15 protein-coding genes are annotated in these 16,623 nt (G+C 70.9%); 4 read left to right on the forward strand and 11 right to left on the reverse strand.

Annotated elements, in window-relative coordinates:
- Positions 1-23: 23 nt before the first annotated feature.
- The 9 genes from Acor_RS07820 to Acor_RS07860 all read right to left on the reverse strand — a co-directional run bounded on the left by Acor_RS07820 (position 24) and on the right by Acor_RS07860 (position 8,850).
- Entirely contained in the window at positions 24-968 is a 945-nt protein-coding gene (locus Acor_RS07820) for a Gfo/Idh/MocA family protein (RefSeq protein WP_155335880.1), read from the reverse strand.
- Positions 965-1,726, reverse strand: coding sequence for an amidohydrolase family protein (locus Acor_RS07825; RefSeq protein WP_155335881.1), 762 nt, complete (start codon positions 1,724-1,726; stop codon positions 965-967). Before Acor_RS07825 ends, Acor_RS07820 begins: the two co-directional genes overlap by 4 nt.
- A complete protein-coding gene (locus Acor_RS07830) occupies positions 1,723-2,454 on the reverse strand; it encodes a cysteine hydrolase family protein (protein ID WP_155335882.1) in 732 nt (243 codons plus the stop codon). The genes Acor_RS07825 and Acor_RS07830 overlap by 4 nt, the downstream gene beginning before the upstream one ends.
- Positions 2,451-3,320, reverse strand: coding sequence for an NAD(P)-dependent oxidoreductase (locus tag Acor_RS07835; RefSeq protein WP_170316841.1), 870 nt, complete (start codon positions 3,318-3,320; stop codon positions 2,451-2,453). Before Acor_RS07835 ends, Acor_RS07830 begins: the two co-directional genes overlap by 4 nt.
- Positions 3,317-4,348, reverse strand: coding sequence for an ABC transporter ATP-binding protein (locus Acor_RS07840; protein WP_155335884.1), 1,032 nt, complete (start codon positions 4,346-4,348; stop codon positions 3,317-3,319). The genes Acor_RS07835 and Acor_RS07840 overlap by 4 nt, the downstream gene beginning before the upstream one ends.
- Positions 4,345-5,370 carry an ABC transporter ATP-binding protein gene (locus Acor_RS07845; RefSeq protein ID WP_155335885.1) on the reverse strand — a complete coding sequence of 342 codons (1,026 nt, stop codon included), beginning with the start codon at positions 5,368-5,370 and terminating at the stop codon, positions 4,345-4,347. Before Acor_RS07845 ends, Acor_RS07840 begins: the two co-directional genes overlap by 4 nt.
- Entirely contained in the window at positions 5,370-6,230 is an 861-nt protein-coding gene (locus Acor_RS07850) for an ABC transporter permease (RefSeq protein WP_170316842.1), read from the reverse strand. Before Acor_RS07850 ends, Acor_RS07845 begins: the two co-directional genes overlap by 1 nt.
- Entirely contained in the window at positions 6,227-7,171 is a 945-nt protein-coding gene (locus Acor_RS07855; RefSeq protein ID WP_155335887.1) for an ABC transporter permease, read from the reverse strand. The genes Acor_RS07850 and Acor_RS07855 overlap by 4 nt, the downstream gene beginning before the upstream one ends.
- Before the next feature lie 74 nt (positions 7,172-7,245).
- Positions 7,246-8,850: an ABC transporter substrate-binding protein gene (locus Acor_RS07860; protein WP_155335888.1), complete on the reverse strand. Its 1,605-nt coding sequence runs from the start codon at positions 8,848-8,850 to the stop codon at positions 7,246-7,248.
- A 121-nt stretch (positions 8,851-8,971) separates the two neighbouring features.
- On the opposite strand from Acor_RS07860, the gene Acor_RS07865 reads away from it, so the two are divergent.
- Positions 8,972-9,871: a dihydrodipicolinate synthase family protein gene (locus Acor_RS07865; RefSeq protein WP_155335889.1), complete on the forward strand. Its 900-nt coding sequence runs from the start codon at positions 8,972-8,974 to the stop codon at positions 9,869-9,871.
- A gap of 39 nt (positions 9,872-9,910) precedes the next feature.
- Here Acor_RS07865 and Acor_RS07870 read toward each other — a convergent pair whose 3' ends face one another.
- Together Acor_RS07870 and Acor_RS07875 are read right to left on the reverse strand one after the other, a co-directional pair.
- Positions 9,911-11,524, reverse strand: coding sequence for an N-acyl-D-amino-acid deacylase family protein (locus Acor_RS07870; protein WP_155335890.1), 1,614 nt, complete (start codon positions 11,522-11,524; stop codon positions 9,911-9,913).
- Positions 11,521-12,696 (reverse strand): mandelate racemase/muconate lactonizing enzyme family protein, encoded by a 1,176-nt coding sequence (locus Acor_RS07875; protein WP_155335891.1) that lies wholly within the window; start codon positions 12,694-12,696, stop codon positions 11,521-11,523. The genes Acor_RS07870 and Acor_RS07875 overlap by 4 nt, the downstream gene beginning before the upstream one ends.
- A 165-nt stretch (positions 12,697-12,861) precedes the next feature.
- On the opposite strand from Acor_RS07875, the gene Acor_RS07880 reads away from it, so the two are divergent.
- From Acor_RS07880 to Acor_RS07890, 3 genes are read left to right on the forward strand one after another with little or no spacing between them, the layout of a single operon-like run.
- The gene (locus Acor_RS07880) at positions 12,862-13,608 is read left to right on the forward strand and encodes a FadR/GntR family transcriptional regulator (RefSeq protein WP_155335892.1); all 747 of its coding nucleotides are present in this window, start codon (positions 12,862-12,864) and stop codon (positions 13,606-13,608) included.
- 36 nt (positions 13,609-13,644) lie between these two features.
- Positions 13,645-16,251: an outer membrane protein assembly factor BamB family protein gene (locus Acor_RS07885; protein ID WP_155335893.1), complete on the forward strand. Its 2,607-nt coding sequence runs from the start codon at positions 13,645-13,647 to the stop codon at positions 16,249-16,251.
- A 33-nt stretch (positions 16,252-16,284) separates the two neighbouring features.
- A complete protein-coding gene (locus Acor_RS07890; RefSeq protein ID WP_155335894.1) occupies positions 16,285-16,605 on the forward strand; it encodes a hypothetical protein in 321 nt (106 codons plus the stop codon).
- Positions 16,606-16,623: the final 18 nt, after the last annotated feature.

The following is a 16,623-nucleotide window of genomic DNA, read 5'->3' on the forward strand; positions in this document are numbered from 1 at the left end:
GGCAGGACTCCTTCTGTGTTCGATTATGAAGCGGTCTCCAAGGCGTCCAGCACCCGCATGGCGGGCAGCACGTCTGCCACCGTGCAACGTGGGGTGCGGCCCTCGGCAACGGCGGCGAGGAAGTCAGCGTCCTGCGCCTCGATCGCCGCGTCCTGGGTGGCCGCGACGCCGGGCGAGTCGACGATCACGCCGTCGGGCCCGTACAGGCGGCCGTCTCTGATGTGCAGGGTCTGGTCTTCGGCGATCAGGATGTAGTCGCTGACCGGTTCGCGGGAGTGGTAGGAGAGGGAGAGCGTGGCCAGGTCGCCGGCCGGGGTGATCAGGACCGCGGCGACGTCCATCGGGCTGCCGCTGCCCGGCCAGGGCGGCCCGCACCGGCCGTGCACGCTCACTTCGGGGGCGTCGAGCAGCCACAGGGCCGCGTCGACAAGATGCGCGCCGTGATGCCAGAGCACGCTGTCGGTCCAGTCCCTGGCTCTGCCGGTCCAGCCCATGTTGCTCTGCCTGAGTTGCAGCGACCGTGCCACGATGTGGCGTAGCCGCAGCTCGCCGCGCTCGACCCTGGCCCGTACTTCCAGATGCGGCGCCCAGAACCGCAGCGTGTGGCCCATCGCGGCGAAGCGCCCGGTCTCTTCGGCGGTGCGCGCCACCAGTTCGGCTTCGGCCAGCGACACCCCGGCGGGGATCTCGCACAGCACGTCGCGCCCGGCCCGCAGCGCGGCGACGGTGAGTTCGGCGTGGACGGGGCTGGGCGCGGCGACCACGACCGCGTTCACGTCGTCGTCGGCGAGCAGCGCCGAGGTGTCCGTGTACGAACGTGGAATGTCATGCTCGGCGGCGAATTCGGCGTTCTCCTCGGGCTTGGGCCCGGCCACCGCGACGATCCGGCCGCCGGCCGCGCGGATCGCCCGGGCGTGGCAGGCGCCGATCGCGCCGGGCCCGAGAATGCCGATGCCGGTGGCCTTCATGGATTCCCTCCGAAGATCGTGCCGGCGCTGCGGCCGAGCACCCGGTCCCGGTCCTCTGCGCTGAGGAACGGCATGTGGCCGGTGACGTGTGCGACGGCCGCGCTGTAGTCGGCGTCGGTGCCGCCGGCCCGGTTCCAGTCCCCGCTCCACATGATCCGGTCCGCCCCGAAAGCCGCCAGCGACATCCGCAGGTACGGCTCCGCGTCCGGATACGGGTACGGCGTGCCGGCGTTGACGAAGAAGCCCGACCACGACGTGGAGGTGTTCCGGCGCTCGGCCAGCCGGAGGAACCGCCGGAACCCGCGATACGGCGGAGGATCGTCGGCCAGCTTCAGCCAGCCGAGATGTTCGAGCCTGAAATGCACACCCGGATTCCGGTCGACGACGTCCAGAAACGCGTCACCGGCGACGTCGTCGAACGGCCCGGTGACACTGGCGACCAGCCGGTGCGTGTCCATCGCCCGCCACACACCGGAGGGCGTGCCGCCGGCCGGCAGCCGTACCCCCCGCAGCACGCCGCGCTCGCCGATCTCGTGAACGAGGCGCGGCGCGCCCGAATCCCGGGGATCCACCAGAGCGACTCCGGCGAACAGATCCGGCCGTTCCCGCACGCAGCGCTCAAGGTACTCGTTGTCGGAGTTCCCCAGATGCTGGACGAGGACGGCGCGGCCGATCCCGTGGGTCTTCATGGCGTCGAGGTAGTCGTCCACCGGCCGGTACTTGGTGAGGCCCACGTGGACGTGACAGTCGACGATCACGCGGTCAGCCCCCGGCAGGCCGCCGCGAACTCCGCCGACGTGGCGGTGTATCCCACGTTGGACTCGATGTACCGGATCGCCAGCAGGTTGGCCAGTTCGCCGTCACGCGTCTCCGGATATTCGAAGGTGCGCACGCAGTCGCGCAGGACCACCACCCGGTATCCCCGGTACATCGCCTCGGTGACCGTGTTGCCGAGGCAGATCCTGCTGTCGAAGCCGACCACGACCAGGTCACGGATGTCGCGCGCCCGCAGCGTGGAGTCCAGCGTGGTCTCGTAGAAGCCGCTGTACATCTGCTTGCGGATCAGCGGTTCCCCGTCGGCGGGCGCGATCACCCTGGAGTAGGCCAGGATGTCGTTGGGTTCCCGCCACGCCTCCAGCACGTCCACGTCGCAGGTGCGCATGGAGAGGTTGCGCCACTCGGTGCGCTCCTCCAGACCCGGCGAGAGATGGTTGGTGACGTGGATGACCGGCAGGCCGGCCTGCCGCGCCGCATCCCGGGCCGGCACGATGTGCTCCCGGACGATCTCCTTCACGACGGGGTCGGGGGCGTAGATGCCGGCCAGGCCGGGATGCTCCTCCTCGTCGTCGAAGCCCGCGCCGTAGGCGTCCACGATGAGGAATCCGGTTCGCGCCGGATCGAGTTCCAGCTGCTCCTCCGCGTGACCGAGCGGATTGTCGAACGACGGGTACATCCGGTAGTACCGGCCGGGCAGGGTCAGCGTCATCGTGGTCCTTCGCTGGACTGAGTGCTGGGCTGGGTCTGGGTGATGAGGGCTTGGGTGCCCCGGTCTCCGCCGAGTGCGCGGGCCACCGCCCGGCACAGGTCGCGTACCAGGCTGGTGCCGGGCAGCCGGCGCGTGTCGCCGGCCTCGTCGAGGGCCAGCCCGAGGTCCTTGGCCAGGTGGGCCACCTTGAATCCGGGCTCCAGGTCGCCTTCGGTCAGCCGGGGCCAGGCGAAGTCGAGCAGCGGCGAACCCGCGACCCCGACGCGTATCGACTCGTGCACCCGGGCCGGGTCGAGGCCGGCCGCCTCGGCGAGCGCGTACGCCTCGCAGATGCCGAGCGTCACGTTCGCCACGAGCGCCTGGTTGACCAGCTTCGCCGCCTGCCCGGCGCCGGCGGGCCCGTGGTGCACGACGGTCGAGCCGAGCACCTCGAAGACCGGCCGGACCCGCTCGAACGCTCCGGCGTCACCGCCCACGAAGATGGAGAGCGTGCCGCTCCGCGCTCCGGCGGGCCCGCCGCTCACCGGAGCGTCCAGCACCGGGTAGCCGGTGGCCAGCCGCCGGGCCAGCGCGGGCGACGACGTCGACATGTCCACCGCGACGGCGCCGGGCGAGGCGTTCGCCAGGATGCCGTCCGGGCCCAGGTAGGCCGCCTCCACGTCGGAGGGAAACGGCAGCATGGTGATGACCAGGTCACGATCCCGGGCCGCCGCCGCGATCGAGCCGGCCCAGTCCGCGCCCAGTGCCAGCGACGGTTCCGCCCTGTCCCTGGTCCGGTTGTGCACGGTCAGCCGGTGCCCGGCCGCGACCAGCCGCGCCACCATCGGCGCGCCCATCAGGCCCGTGCCGATCCAGCCGATCCTCATCCGATCCCTCCAGCCAGCTCCGCCACACCGTCCAGGGGCCGGGGCGAGGATTCGGCGAAATGGCAGGCGGCCAGCCCGCCACCGGCCGCCGGGCGCAGCAGCGGGCGCTCCTCGCGGCAGCGCGCCGGCTGGCCCAGCTCGCGCCATCGGGCACATCTGGGCGCGAAGTGGCAGCCCGCCTTGACCGGCTCGGAGTCCGAGATCTCGCCCTTGATCACCGTACGGGTGAAGCCGCCACCCGGCCGGAACGCCGGTATCGACCCGATCAGCGCCCGCGTGTACGGATGCACCGGATCCTCAAGCAGAGTCCGCCGCGGACCGATCTCCACCAGCCGGCCGAGATACAACACCGCGATCCGCTCGCAGAGGAAGTAAACAGCCCGCAGATCGTGGCTGATGAACAGCATGGCCAGCCCGAGCTCCCTGCGCAGTTCGGCGAACAGGTTGAGCACCTGCGCCTGCACCGAGACGTCCAGCCCGGACACCGGTTCGTCGGCCACCACCAGAGCCGGCTGGACGGCGAGCGCCCTGGCGATGCCCAGACGCTGCCGCTGCCCGCCGCTGAACTGCTGCGGATACCGGTCCAGCATCGGCGTTGTGAGCCCGACCCGCCGCAGCAGCCCGCCGATCCGCTCCTCCAGCTCCGCCCCGGACGCCAGCCGGTGAATCTGGTACGGATCGGACAACACCGAACGAACCGTGCGCCGCGGATTGAAGGCATTCTGCGTGTTCTGGAAAATCATCTGAACGTCCCGCCGGAACTCCAGCGACCGCCGCCCGGACAGCCCCCGCAGATCCTGCCCGCGCAACTCGATCCGCCCGGCGGTCGGCTCCTCCAGCCGCACGATCAGCCGCCCGATCGTCGTCTTGCCCGAACCGCTCTCCCCCACCAGGCCCAGCGTCTCGCCGGGATACACGTCGAAGGACACGTCGTCGACCGCCCGCACCGCCGTACGTCCCGGCCCGAACCCGCGCTCCCTGAAGTCCTTCACCAGACCGCGCACCGACAGCAGCGACTCCCCGCTCACCGGACCACCGCCTCAGCGGCGGAACCCGTGAAATGGCACCGGCTGCGCCGCCCGGCGCCGTCGGACGCGAGCTCCGGAGCCAGCGACGTGCACTTATCCGGGTTGCCCAGCTGCTCGCGCAGCCGGCACCGCTCAGCGAAACGGCAACCGGCCGGCCAGGCCCGCGGATCGGGCGGCGCTCCCGGAATCGTGGTCAGCCGCTCGGGCGGATCACCGCCCAGCGGCGGAATGGCGTCGAGCAGCGCCCGCGTGTACGGGTGAGCCGGAGCGGTGCACACATCGACCACCGGACCCGACTCCACGATCTGCCCCGCGTACATCACCAGCACCCGGTCACAGATCTCCGCCACCGTGGTCATGTCATGCGTGATGAACAGGATGCTGGTGCCCGACTGCTCTCGCACGTCGAGCAGCAACTGGAGAATCTGCGCCTGAATGGTGACGTCGAGCGCCGTGGTCGGCTCGTCGGCGATCAGCAGATCCGGCCCGAGCTGCACCCCCATCGCCACGGCCACCCGCTGCTGCATCCCGCCCGACAGTTCGTGCGGATACCGCCGGACCTGCTGTTCCGGGCGCGGCAACCCGACCCGTTTGAGAATGTCCAGGATCCGGGCAGGCCGCTCGGCACGCGGCAGCTCGGGCAGATGAGCGGCGAGCCCCTCGCCGACCTGGGAGCCGATCCGGGTCACCGGATTCAGCGCGGCGCCCGCGTCAGATGGGATGAGAGCCATCTGCCGCCCCCGCAACCGGGCCAGCTCCCGCAGGCTGAGCGCCCCCAGTTCGATGTCACGCAGCCGCACCGACCCGGCCACGACCCGGCCGGGCCGGGGCACCAGCCCGAGCAGCGCCAGCATGGTCACGCTCTTGCCGCTACCGGATTCGCCGACCATGCCGACGATCTCGCCGGCGCGCACCTCGAAGCCGACCCCGTCGACGGCCCGCGCCACACTTCCGCGCAGCGAGAACTCCACCGCGAGATCCCGCACCCGCAGCACGGTCTCGGCAGTCTTCACATCATTCATCAGCCGGTCCTCTTCGCGTCGAGCCGATCGCGCAGCGAATCGGAGAGCAGGTTCATGGCGAAGACCGCCAGCACGATCGGCACGCCCGCGACCAGCGCCAGCTCCGGATGCACCAGGATGAACTCCCTGCTCTCCGCCAGGCGCGAACCCCACGAGGCCTGCGGCGGCTGCACGCCCAGCCCGAGGAAGCCCAGCGCGGCCTCGTCGAGGATGGCGAAGCCGAGCAGCACCGTCGTCTGCACCAGCACCAGCGGCACCAGCCCGGTCAGGATCTCGGTCCGGATCACCCGCAGCCGGGAGGCGCCGAGCACCCGGGCCGCGTCGACGTTGGGCCTGGACCGCAGGCCGACCACCGCGGATCTGATCAGCCGGGTGTAGAACGGCCAGTACGACAGCCCGAGCGCCAGCACGGTCGTGGTCACCGAGGCGCCGAACAGCCCGATCACGCCGATCGCCACCAGCAGCGACGGGATCGCGAAGAACAGGTCGACCACCCGGGTCACCACCAGATCCACCCAGCCGCCCAGGAACCCGGTCAGCACGCCCAGCGGAATGGCGATGGCCGTGGCGATGGCCACCGCGCCGACCGCGATCAGCGCGGTCGCCCGCGCGCCGTACGCGATCCGGCTCGCCACGTCCCGCCCGAGCTCGTCGGTGCCCAGCCAGTGCGCCCCGCCCGGCCCGGCGAACCGGTTGCCGATGTCGATGGCGTACGGGTCCTGGCCGATCAGCCACGGGCCGATCACGATGGTGAGCAGCACCAGCAGGCCGAGGCTGGCGCCGACCGTGGTGAGCAGCGGCACCCGCCGCCGTGCCGCCGGCCGGGGCTCGGTGACGAGGACCGCTACCTGTGTCTTCACGTCAGCCTGACTCTCGGGTCGAGGAGGCTCTGGGCCAGCTCGCAGACCAGGTTGACCACGATGAACAGGCCGCCGTAGATGAGCAGCAGCGCCTCCACCATCGCGTAGTCCCGCTCGGTCACCGCACCGGTGACCAGGCGGCCGGTGCCGGGCCAGTTGAACAGCGCCTCCACCACGATCGAACCGGCCATCAGCGACGCGACCGTCAGCCCCAGCGCCGCGACGAGCGAGGGCAGGGCGTTGCGCAGCACATACCCGACGGAGATCTTCCGCGGCGCCAGGCCCTTCGCGCGGGCGAACGGGACGAACGGCTCCTGCGCCACCTCAACCACCGCCGATCGCGTCAGCCGGGCCAGGTACGGGCTGATCGCCAGCCCGAGCGTCAACGCCGGCAGCAACGTCAGCCGGAGACTCTGCGCCGGATCGTCGGCGAACGGCACGTAGCCCTGGGAGGGCACCAGGTGCAGCGTCAGGGCGAAGAGCAGCATCAGCAGCGTGCCCAGGAAGAACGCCGGCACCGCGAGCCCGAACAGGGTCGCCGACGTGATCAGCGAGTCCAGCCGGGAACCCGGCCGCATCCCGGCGGCCACTCCCGCCGGGATCGCGATCAGCAGGGACACCACCAGTCCCGCGCCCGCCAGCTGGAGGGTGGCCGGGATCCGGTCGACGATGATCGTGCTGATCGGCATCTGGGAACGGAAGGAGACCCCGAAGTCGCCCCGCAGCACCCCGGCGAGCCAGTCGCCGTACTGGCCGGGCAGGGGGCGGTCCAGGCCGAACTGCTCGCGCAGCTGGGCCACGACGGTGGGATTGCTGTTCACGCCGAGCATCGCGGTGACCGGGTCGCCGGGAATCAGCCGGACGTAGACGAACGAGAGCACGGACAGCCCGAAGAGCAGTGGCACCGCGAGCAGGACTCTCCCCAGTGCGTACCTGAGCATCGCCCACCTTCCTTTCCCAGGATCGGTGGTGACCGGCGCATCCGCCGGTCACCACCGATCAGTCAACCGCCGGCTCAGCCGACGCTGGCCCGCACCAGGCTGTAGGAGTCGTCGTCCAGCGGCGCGGTGAAGTTCGTCACCCGCCTGCTGGCCGCGACCTGAGGCCATTGATAGCCGACCACCAGCATCGGCAGTTCATCGGCCTGCCACTGCTCCAGCTCCTTGAAGATGGCGGTGGCATCCGCCGGGCTGCCCGCGCCGAGCGCCTTGTCGATCTTGGCGTCCAGCGACTCGTCGGCCAGGTGGGTGGTCAGCTCGGTGAGCGAACCACCGGTCCGGAACCAGTTCTGGTAGAGGTCCGCGGCTCCGCTGGCGCCGGCGCCGCCGTGGTACATGGCGAACTTGCCCTTGGCCACGTCACCCCAGTACGCCGCCGGATCGTACTTCTCCGGGGTCACCTGGATGCCGACGTCCTTCAGGTTCTGCTGCAGCACCTGGACATGACAGCCGGCGGCCGGCCAGTTGGACTCGTAGGGGACGGAGAGCTTGAACGGGGTGCCGTCGGCCACGCCGGCCACACCCTTGGCGGTCCGGGTTCCCCCGGCGCCCTCCACCCAGCCGGCCGTGTCGAGCAGCGCCTTGGCCTTGCTGATCGAATCCGCCCGGCCCGACGTCCGGTAGGTGGAGATCTCGGTGTAGTTCGGATCCCACGGCCGCAGGATGTTGCCGTAGGTGACCCCGCCGGTGCCCGACCAGCAGGCGGTCTGCCGGCCCTCGCGGTCCACCGCGAAGGCCACCGCCTGGCGGACCTTCTTGTCGGAGAACGGGGCCTTGGTCCGGTCCCAGCCCCAGAACAGGGGGGCGAGCGCGTCGGACTGGAGCACCTGCACCGACCCGCCGGCGCTCTTGAGGCGCTCGGCGTCGGTGTAACCGATGTTGGCGATGTCGCCGGAACCGCTCTCGATGGCGGCGGCGTGCCCGGACGGGTCCTCCGAGAACGTGTACCGGATCTTGCTGATCTTCGGCGGCGTCGGGTAGTGCGGATTGACGTCGAAGATCGCGCTGCCCTTCGGGACATAGGACGTGAGCTGCCACGGCCCGGAGGTGGCGGTCGGCTGGGTGAAGTAGTCCGGCTTCGCCTCCACCGCCTTCTTCGACAGGATGGCCGCGCTGCCCGGCCGGCTGGCCGTCTCCGGGAAGATCCACGACGGCGCGGAGAGAGTGAAACGCACCGTCTTCTCATCTACCGCCTCGACGCTGGTCAGCGTCGAGAGCAGGCCCTTCATCACCTCGCCGGTCTTCATCCGCTCGAAGGAGAACTTGACGTCGGCCGCGGTCACGGGCGTCCCGTCGCTGAAGCCGACGCCGCTTTTGAGGGTGAACGTGTAGATCGTGTTGTCCGGTGAGGACTCCCACTTCTCCGCCAGCGCGCCCACGAGTTCGCCGCCGGCGTCCCGCTCGGTGAGGGTTTCGTACATCATCGCCATCGGGATCCGCGAGGCATCGGCCGCCGCGATATTGGGGTCGAGCCCTTGGCTCGGCTCGGGTTCCAGCATGGTGATCTCGGTGATCTCGGTGATCGCGGCACTCGGGGCGCCGGGCTCCGAGCCGCCACAGCCGGCCAGCGCAGATACGCCGACCAGCACGTAAGCCCCGACAAGCGCCGTCGTTCGTCGCATCCCGCCTCCTTAGGGTTCCACGTAACTAGCGCAGAGATTAGGGCGCGATCCGAGCTCTGGTCAAGACCCCTGACTTAGGTCATAAGTGTTACATTGACCTCACACGCACGAGAGGACGGTCATGCAAGCCACCACCATCTGGGGCGGAATCTTCCCCGCCGCCCTGACAATGTTCGACGCACGCGGCCGGCTCGACGAGGACGCCTCCGCCGCCCACGTGGACTGGCTGATCGGGCAGGGCGCGCACGGCGTGGTCGTGGCCGGCACCAGCGGCGAGTTCATCTCCCTGTCCGGCGCGGAACGGCGCCGGCTCTTCGAGGTCACCGTGAAGGCCGCCGCCGGCCGGGTCCCGGTCATCGCCGGCACCGGGGCGTTCGGCACCGCGGAGACGGTCGAGCTGACCCGCGGCGCCGCCGAGGCGGGCGCCGCCGGCGCGATCGTGATCCTGCCGTACTACCAGCGCCCGCACCGCGAGGAGGTGCTGGCGCACTTCCGGGCGGTCGGGCGGGCCGCCGAGATCCCGATCATGGTCTACAACAATCCGGCCAACTCGGGGACCGAGCCGCTGACCGCCGCCTACCTGGCCACCCTGTACCGGGAGGGCGCCGCGCAGGCGGTGAAGAGCACGTTCCCGACCGTGCACCAGGTGCACGAGGCGCGAGCGGCCACCGACGAGGGATTCCGCGTCTTCTACGGCAGCTTCATGGCCCCGCTCGAAGGCATGGCCGGTGGCGCGCACGGCTGGGTGAGCGGGATCCTCAACGTGGTGACCCCGGACGCGGTCGCGCTCTGGGACGCCGTGCGGCGCGGTGACCTGCCCGCCGCCCGGTCCGCCTGGGCGCGCATCCTGCCGATCAAGTACCTCTACACGCAGCAGCCACTCGGGCCGGTCAGCGACCTGGCGATCTACCGGGAGATGCTGACGATGCGGGGCCTGCCGGGCGGGCACAGCCGCACGCCGCTGCTCCCGCTGACCCCGGCCCAGCGCGAGACCCTGGCCCGCCTGCTCGCCGGGAGCTGACCCGGAACCGGGCTGCCCCGCACGCGGGGCAGCCCTCGGTCAGGAGGTGGCGCCCGGCCCGCGCAGGGCCCGGCCAGGAGTCGCCCCCGTGAGTACGCCGTCGTCGAGCACCAGCCGGCCGTTCACCGCCACATAGGACATACCCAGCGCGAGTTCCCGGGGCCGTTCGAAACTGGCGGGCGCGCTCACCGTGGCCGGGTCGAAGACCACCAGGTCCGCCTTCATGCCGTCGCGCAGCAGCCCGCGATCGGTGAGGCCGAGCCGCTGCGCCGGGAACGAGGTCATCTTGCGGATGGCCTCGGGCAGCGAGAGCAGCCGCTCCTCCCGGACGAAGTCGCCCAGCACCCGCGCGAAACAGCCGTACGCCCGGGGACTCGGGTACGCGCCGATCAGCACCGCGTCGCTGGCGATCATCCCGAGCGGATGGCAGACGAACTTCCACAGCGTCATCGCGTGCGGGCTGGGCCTGGTGAAGGTGGCGCCCGGGTTGGCCGCGGCCAGCGCGCACAGCGTCTCGGTGAGGTCCTCTCCCCACTCGGTGACCACGTCGGAGAGGTTCCAGCCCTCGAACCGCGCGTGGGCCGGATCGCTCAGGTTCCCGAGGCGCACGTCGGCGAAGGGCCTGCTCACCACGTACTGCCGGACCGCCGCGCTGTCCCGCAGTTCGGCGCGCAGCCGGTCGCGCAGGGCCGGATCGGTGAGCCGTTCCTGGAGCAGGTCCGGCCCGTCCGCCTGCAGCCAGCCGGGCAGCAGCCGGACCAGCCGGGTGCCGCCCCACTCGTACGGATAGGTGTCGAAGGTGACGTCGAGCCCGTCCGTGCGCGCGTCCGCCACCAGGTCGAGCATCCGCTGGGCGCCGCCGGTGTAGGTGGCCCGAGCCGAGCGGGAGAAATGGGTCAGCTGCACCGGGATGTCGGCCCGCCGGCCGATCTCCAGCGCCTCCAGGAACGGGTCGAGGTAGGTGTCGCCCAGCGCGTACCGGACATGGGTGTGGTAGATCCCGCCGAACCGGGCCGCTTCCTTCGCCAGGGCGACCAGTTCGTCGGTGTCCGCGTGGCTTCCCGGCGGATAGTCCAGGCCGGTGGACAGGCCCAGCGCGCCGTCGCGCATCGCGTCCCTGACGATCCCGCGCATCCGGTCCAGCGCGACGCCGCCGGCCGGCGCGTCCGACCAGCCGAGCGCGCTGATTCTGGGCGCGGTGTTGCCGACGAAGACCCCGACGTTGACCGAGGCGGCGCCGTCGTAGCGGGCCAGCAGGTCGGCCACGGACCGCCAGGAGTAGTCGAGCTCCGGGTGGCCGGCGATGCCGGCGTTCATCCGGACGAACCGCAGCAGGTCGGCCGGGTCGTCGAACGGCGCGTAGGACAGGCCGTCCACGCCGAGGATCTCGGTGGTCACGCCCTGCCGTACCTTCATCTCCAGCGCCGGATCGACCATCAGCACCAGGTCAGAGTGCGAGTGCGCGTCGATGAAGCCCGGCGCGACGACGAGGCCGCGGGCGTCGATCCGGCGGTCGGCCGGCAGCTGCGACACCTCGCCGCGCAGCACGTAGGCCCGGTCGCCGCGGACCCCGACGGCGGCGTGGAACCCGGGGTTCCCGGATCCGTCGACGACCAGTCCGGAGTGGATGATCAGCCGGTACGGCCCGCTCATCGGGTGCCCCCACGGTCGAGCTCGGGTTTGAACGGATGCTTGACGATCTCCTCGACCCGCAGCCGGGGCCCGAGCCCGGGCGTGTCCGTGACCACCCACTCGCCGTTCTCGACCCGCGGCGGATCCTCGGTGTACCGCTCCCAGTACTGCGTCTGGGCCGGGGTGATCATCGACTCGGAGATCATCAGATTCGGCAGGGTGGCCGCGAGCTGCCAGGTCGCCGCGCTCTGCAACGGCCCGAACGGGTTGTGGAAGGCGATCGACAGCCCGTGCGCCTCCGCGCAGGTGGCGATCTTGCGGGCCGCCGTGATGCCGCCGCAGATGCCGACGTCCGGCTGCACCACCGCCACCGCGTGCGCGCCGATGAACGGTGCCGAGGCGAAGTGGTTGCCCCACCGCTCGCCGGCCGCGATCGGGGTGGTGGAACGGCGGCTCACTTCGAGCATCCAGTCCACCCGGTCCGCCGGGACCGGCTCCTCGATGAAGGTCAGGTCGTAGGGCGCGAGCGCCTCGCAGAGCCGGATCGCGTTGGCCACGTTCAACCGGCCGTGGCAGTCGAGCATCAGATGGATGTCCGGGCCGACCGCCTCCCTGGCCGCCGCGAAATACTCCGCGATCACCTTGAACGTCCAGGTGGGCAGTAACTCGGTCTCGGTCTGCCGGGCCGGGATCAGCGCGGGCCGATCGTGCCTGACACTGGTGACCTTCTCGTAGAAGCCGGGCAGCGTGGTCTTCACGGCCGTGAAGCCCCGGTCCACCCGGTCCCGGATCTCGGCCGCCATCTCCTCCGGCGAGCCCCCGGCCTTCGCGTGCGTGTAGACCGGCACCCGATCGCGGAACTTCCCGCCCAGCAGCCGGTGCACCGGCACTCCCAGCGCCCGGCCGTTGAGGTCCCAGAGCGCCTGGTCGATCGCGCTGATCCCGATGGTGAGCAGGGTGCCGCCGAGGAAGGAGTCCCGGTACATGCGCTCGGCATGCTGCTCGATCCTGGTCGGATCACGCCCGATCAGGTACTCGGACAGCTCCTCGATCAGGGCGGAGACCGATCTCGTGCGCCGGCGCATGGCCACCTCGGCCTCCCCCACCACCCCTTCATCGGTCTCGATCCGGATGTAGATGGCGTTGTAGAACCCGAAATCGGCGATCCACTGACGGACCCCGGTGACTCGCATGGCACCTCCACGGAACGGCTCACTGCGACAATGTAACTCAGGTTAGGCCCTAGGTCATACCTCCTGTGTCCTGGGTGGCACGGAAAGCGCTACGCTGTCCCCTCAGGTGCCCGGCCTGGCCGGTCGGCCAGTTCGGCAGCGACCCGATTCTGGAGGGTGACCGGCGTGACCATCGGTGAGTCAGCACCAGAGGGGCAGTGGCGGCACACCCGGGTTCCGCTCGGGAAGCAGATCGCCGACCAGATCCGGGAGCTCATCAAGGCCGAGGGGCTGACCGACGGCGACCCCCTCCCCTCCGAGTCCGACCTGGCCAGCCGTTACGGGGTGAGCCAGCGGGTGGTCAGGGACGCCCTGCGCACCCTGACCAACCAGGGCGTCGTCGAGACCCGCCAGGGCAAGCGGGCCACGGTCAGCGGCCTGCGGCCGATCGCCGTGGAGGACTACTTCCGGCTGGCCGTGGACGCCAACGAGGAAGCCATCGACGAGCTGCTCGAACTGCGGCTGGCCATCGAGACCAAGGCCGCGGGGCTGGCCGCCACCCGGGCCACGGCCGCTGAGATCGCCGAGCTCCGCACGGTCATGGCCCAGCTCAGCGACGCCGAAGACGATCTGACCCGGCGGGTCGAGCTGGACATGGCCTTCCACGGCGCGATCGCCCGCGCCTCGCGCAACAGGTTCTTCCAGTCGATCCTGGACGCGCTCGCCGAGGCCCTCGCCGCCGAGCGGCACCGCGGCGGTCAGCTCACCGAGGCGGCCGGGCTGACCCACGCCGAGACCAACACCCAGCACCAGGCGCTGCTGCTGGCCCTGGAGGCACGGGACGCGCAGCTGGCCGAGCAGTGCATGCGGGCGATACTGGAGCGCGCCCGGCACTACTTCCGGGACCTGGACAGCTCAGCGCCGGGTGCTTAGCCTCGATCTGTCATAGGACAGACTTGGGGGGTTGGCGTGTCAGGTTCGGGCGAGTGGTGGACCGCGCGCGGCGATGGACGCAACCTCGGGCGTACCGATCTTCCGGGTGGGTATCAGCGGTCGCCGGTGGAGGTCTGGAGTCTCGGTACCGGCGGGGACGTCCGGTTCACCCGTACTGTGCGGGTCCGGGGTGTCGAAGCCTTGCTGGTGCAGGCGGGGAGCACGCTCGCCGCGACCGGCTGGGACAGTCGGCCGATCTGGCGCGCGGACACGCTCGGCGTCACCCGGGTGCTGCACGCCGGGCGGTTCGGCGCTCCCGACTCGTGGCAGGCGCTGGTCACGACCGACGAACGCACCGTGACCCTGATCGACCTGGATACCGGCACGCCGATGTGGACCTGGAGCGCGGAGGCGCGGGCCAACCTCGCCGGTCCCGGCTCGTCCAAGGTGTTCGGCTCCCCCGGCGCGCTGCGCTGGGTGTGCTTCCCGACGTACTCGACCCGGGGCAGGTGCGTCGACTTCTCCGATCCTGGCCGGCCGGTCGTGGTGTGGGACGTGGACCACGGGGACGCGTACGACGCCGGGTTCGGGCCCACCGTGGTGGTCGCGGACGTGACCGGGGGCGGCCGGGCCGAGGTGCTGCTGTCCAGCCGGTGCGGTACGGGCTACGCCAGTGACGACACCGAGGCCCTGGTGCTCGGGCGCGAGAACGGCCGGCTCTACCAGGCGGTGATCGACGCCGGAACCGGTGCCGTGCGGCTGGTCACCAGCTACCGGCCCGATCCCGGCGACTATCCGTGCGCCCGCCCCTACGGGCTGCTGCAAGCCGTGTCGCCTGACGGCGGCCCACGCCTCGGCGCGGTACTGGTGAGCTGCCAGGTCGAGGAGTACCTGGCGGTGACCGGGCACTCCGGCGCTGGACTGCATCGCGCCTGGGGCCGCTTCGTGGAGAAGGACTGGCCCGAGGACCATCGCGAGCTGCGCCCGCAGATCACCTCGGTCGCGGACGTTCGCGGTTCGGGACGCCCCGATCTCGTCGTCGGCCTCTGGCAGGACGGCCGGTGGGCCACGCTAATCCTCGATCTTCTCTCCGGGCCGTCAGGCGGTGACCTGGTGGCCGGGGCGTCGGCCGCGTTGCCGGGACGGTACTTCTGGGGATGCCATGACCTCGACGGCGATGGACGTCCCGAACTCGTGGTGAGCCGCGAGTCCGCGCGCCAGCCGGCCGGCCGTACCGTGCTGGAGATCGTGGACGGCACGACCCTGGAAACGCTCTCCACACTGGCCGACGCCACGCTGCTCACCTCCGGCGACTCGGCGCTTCCCGAACACGTCAACTTCCACGCCGAGCGGCGGAGCGCGGTCGAGGTGCGGGACGGCTCCGGTTCGCCCGGACTGCTGGTGCTCCGCGACGACGGCGTCCACGTCTGGAACGGGCTGACGTCGCGCCGGCTGGCCGGGCCGGAATACACCCGAGCCGACTGGTACGGCGGGGAGCTCATCCTTTCCACCGCGGACGGCCGGATCAGCCGGTGCGGTCCCGACCTGTCCCCCGTCGGCGAGCCCGTATCGGCCTCGGGCCGGTTCTGCCAGCCACTGGTGTGGACGCGGGACCACGGCCCCGAGATCGTCATCGACCTGGCCGGCGGCCAGGTCATCGGCGGGACACCCGGCCAGGAAGGACTGGACCGCGTATGGCGGGTGCCGGGCGCGACGCCGGCGCTGCACCGCGACACCGAAGGCGTCCACCGGCTCGTCGTGTCCACCGCCGACGGCGACCGTCCTGCGGCGGTGGTACACCGTGAACCGGGCCGCCCGGACACCACGGCGATCACTCTCACACTGACCGCGCCGCCGGCTCTGGCGCTCGTCCCGTTCGGCCTGACCTTCCGGCTGCTCGCCAACCTCCACACCGGCGTGCACACCGCGGCCCTGGCCCTGTACGACGAGCGCGGCACCCTGCTCTGGGCCGATCCCGCGCACGGCGGCCATCCGGCCCGGCCCGGCGTGCTGCCGCTGGGCGGGGACACCTGGCTGATCGCAGCCGACGACCACGGCCGGCTGCGCCTCTACGACGAAACCGGCAAGATCCGCGCCGAGAACGACTGGACCGCCGCCTACACCACACCGATCGCGATACCGGCCGCCGACGGCGGCACCGCCGCGCTACTGCGCGCCGACGGAATCCACGGCCTGGGACTGATCGGCCTCAACGGCGACACGGTATGGCGGGTCAACACCGAACTCTGGCGCTACTTCCCGGGCCGCTCCGCACTGGCCCGCGCCCCGGAACCTGGCCGGTGGCTACTCGGAGCGGTGTCACGCGACGGCCAGTTCACGGCACTCGACGCACACACCGGAGAGACCCGCTGGCACCTCGACACCGGCCCCACCATCCCCGAACGCGCCGTCACCGCCGGCGACCTGGACGGCGACGGCCGCGACGAGTTCCTCGTCGGCACCCGTTCCGGCCGACTGCTGTGCCTACGCGACGGCGAAATCATCTGGGAATACCAGCTTCCCGCCGCAGTCACCAACCCCGTACTGGCCGACGTGAACGGCGACGACCACGCCGAACTACTGGTGTCCACCGCAGACGGAAAACTCCGACTCCTAGCCACTCAGCGGCCTATTAGAGTGTGAGGCCTCAATATGGACGCTTCTGGAGGTGGCAAAGTGGGCACCATCACGAGCGGCCGGGCGAGACTCCTGAGAGACCTTTCGATATCGCTGGTCAGCGGCCTGATCCTCGCCGTTGGCGGCGGAATTTACGCAACCGTCGCGATGCCCTCGATTACCGCGTCGGTCCCCCTCTGGATCGTCCTCTCCTCCACGGCGACCGTCGCCGGAACGGTATTCGCCTTCTCCCGCACCGCCGCCGCAGACGGCGTCAGGCATTCATTCTCGTGTCAGCCTTCGCGCAGAAACACTGGGTGGCCGAACTACTCGAGAACCTCATCAGATCCCTCGAACGCAACGGTATCGATCTGGTCCTGAAGATCCCCCCGTACGAGT

Source organism: Acrocarpospora corrugata (assembly GCF_009687845.1).
Lineage (GTDB): Bacteria > Actinomycetota > Actinomycetes > Streptosporangiales > Streptosporangiaceae > Acrocarpospora > Acrocarpospora corrugata.

Coding starts and splice junctions, on each gene's coding strand:
- Acor_RS07820 (WP_155335880.1), bottom strand. CDS start 968: ATGAAGGCCACCGGCATCGGCATTCTCGGGCCCGGCGCGATCGGCGCC.
- Acor_RS07830 (WP_155335882.1), bottom strand. CDS start 2,454: ATGACGCTGACCCTGCCCGGCCGGTACTACCGGATGTACCCGTCGTTC.
- Acor_RS07835 (WP_170316841.1), bottom strand. CDS start 3,320: ATGAGGATCGGCTGGATCGGCACGGGCCTGATGGGCGCGCCGATGGTG.
- Acor_RS07845 (WP_155335885.1), bottom strand. CDS start 5,370: ATGAATGATGTGAAGACTGCCGAGACCGTGCTGCGGGTGCGGGATCTC.
- Acor_RS07855 (WP_155335887.1), bottom strand. CDS start 7,171: ATGCTCAGGTACGCACTGGGGAGAGTCCTGCTCGCGGTGCCACTGCTC.
- Acor_RS07860 (WP_155335888.1), bottom strand. CDS start 8,850: ATGCGACGAACGACGGCGCTTGTCGGGGCTTACGTGCTGGTCGGCGTA.
- Acor_RS07865 (WP_155335889.1), top strand. CDS start 8,972: ATGCAAGCCACCACCATCTGGGGCGGAATCTTCCCCGCCGCCCTGACA.
- Acor_RS07870 (WP_155335890.1), bottom strand. CDS start 11,524: ATGAGCGGGCCGTACCGGCTGATCATCCACTCCGGACTGGTCGTCGAC.
- Acor_RS07875 (WP_155335891.1), bottom strand. CDS start 12,696: ATGCGAGTCACCGGGGTCCGTCAGTGGATCGCCGATTTCGGGTTCTAC.